This is a genomic window from Alicyclobacillus kakegawensis NBRC 103104 (genome assembly GCF_001552655.1).
In the GTDB taxonomy this organism is placed as follows: Bacteria; Bacillota; Bacilli; order Alicyclobacillales; family Alicyclobacillaceae; genus Alicyclobacillus_G; species Alicyclobacillus_G kakegawensis.
Genome location: NZ_BCRP01000056.1, coordinates 1 through 1,610, shown reverse-complemented (window position 1 = coordinate 1,610; position 1,610 = coordinate 1). Strand labels below are relative to the sequence as shown.

Genomic DNA, 1,610 nt, shown 5'->3' with positions numbered 1-1,610 from the left:
TTAGGGGCTGCTGAATGGACGTAAAACCCAATAACGGCAAGGGATTTCGGGTACAAATGTCGAATCCAAGTGTATGGATTTTTAGTTGGAACGAGCGAAAAACCGTGCACATGGAGGTCGGCTATGTACGCGCATAACCAGGACCAGCAGATCCTCCCCGGGGAGTTCTTCTTGCCGTTCGGAGGCAAGCTTCGAGAGGACAATCGATGGGTTCAACTCGCCGATTTGATCCCGTGGCGCAGGGTGGAGCAGGAATACAGCAAGCTGTTTAGCACCTGCGCGAGAGGTGGGCGAGCGATTTCGGTTCGCATCGCACTCGGAGCCCTCATCATCCAGGAGCGAGAAGGGTTCTCCGATCGGGATTTGGTGCAGCATATCACGGAAAACCCCTATATGCAGTACTTCCTTGGCCTTCCCGCATATCAAGAGGAGCCGTTGTTTCATCCTTCACTGATGACGCACTTCCGCAAGCGGTTGGGCCCAGACGTGTTGAACCAAGTGAACGAGTGGATTGTTCTCGCCGAACGAGAGAAGGGACAGCACGACGACGATGAACCGACTGACTCACCGACATCGGGTGAGACGAAGGTGTCAAATGGCGAATCTTCGGAGCCGACCCTTCATCAAGGGAAGCTGATCCTGGATGCCACCTGTACACCGGCTGACATTGCATTCCCGACGGATTTGTCGCTGCTGAATGAGGCCCGTGAGAAGTTGGAAGACATCATTGACACTCTCCATTGGCCACATAAAGGGAAACTGAAGAAACCCAGGGACCGGCGGCAACAAGCTCGGAGAGACTATCTTCGGGCAGCTAAGAATCGAAAGCTCAGTGGCAAGGAGCTTCGCAAGGCGATGGGGAAACAATTGCGATACGTTGGGCGAGACCTGCGGTTTGTGGAGCAGCTTGCGAAGTTGACTGGGCTGACGGTGCTCACCCGGCGACAACATCGCAATCTTTTGGTCATCCATGAGCTGTACCGACAGCAGGTGGAGATGTTTCGTACGCGTTCCCACCGTATCGACGACCGAATTGTGAACATGGCGCAGCCTCACGTACGTCCAATGGTTCGAGGAAAGGTCAAGGCGAACGTGGAGTTTGGTGCAAAACTGGCCATCAGTGTGGTGAATGGATATTCGCTGATGGAGCGAGTGAGTTGGGACAGTTTCAATGAGGGGACGACACTCATGGAGTCGGTAGAAAACTACGTGAAGCGGTTCGGATGTTATCCAGAGGCCATCTTGGCGGACAAAATCTATCGAAATCGGAAGAACCTCCAATATTGCAAGAAACACGGCATCCGGCTGAGTGGACCGAAACTGGGGCGTCCGTCCAAGGAGGCGATTGCTGAACACCAAAGAATCGGACGACTGGACGCAGGCGAACGGAATGCGGTCGAAGGAAAGTTTGGAGAGGGAAAGCGCAAATATGGCTTAGGGCTGATTCGGGCACGCCTACGTCAGACCAGTGAAACGGTTATCGCCCTGCAGCTGCTGGTCATGAACTTGAACCGGAAGCTACGGCTTCTTCTTTGGCTTATTTGGGTAACCTTTGCAAGATGCAACTTCGCTCAAACAGAGGCCGCTATTTAATCCATTCAGCAGCCCCT

Annotated in this window: 1 protein-coding gene; it reads left to right on the top strand. The window is 53.6% G+C overall.

Features of this window, described 5'->3' with window-relative positions; genetic code table 11:
• The first annotated feature begins 123 nt into the window (after positions 1-123).
• Complete coding sequence (locus tag AK2_RS16190; RefSeq protein WP_067937136.1) at positions 124-1,593, top strand: IS5 family transposase; 1,470 nt, start codon at positions 124-126, stop codon at positions 1,591-1,593.
• Positions 1,594-1,610 lie beyond the last annotated feature (17 nt).

Bases quoted from the DNA above. Each gene is read 5' to 3' on its own strand.
- AK2_RS16190 (WP_067937136.1), top strand. From the start codon at position 124: ATGTACGCGCATAACCAGGACCAGCAGATCCTCCCCGGGGAGTTCTTC.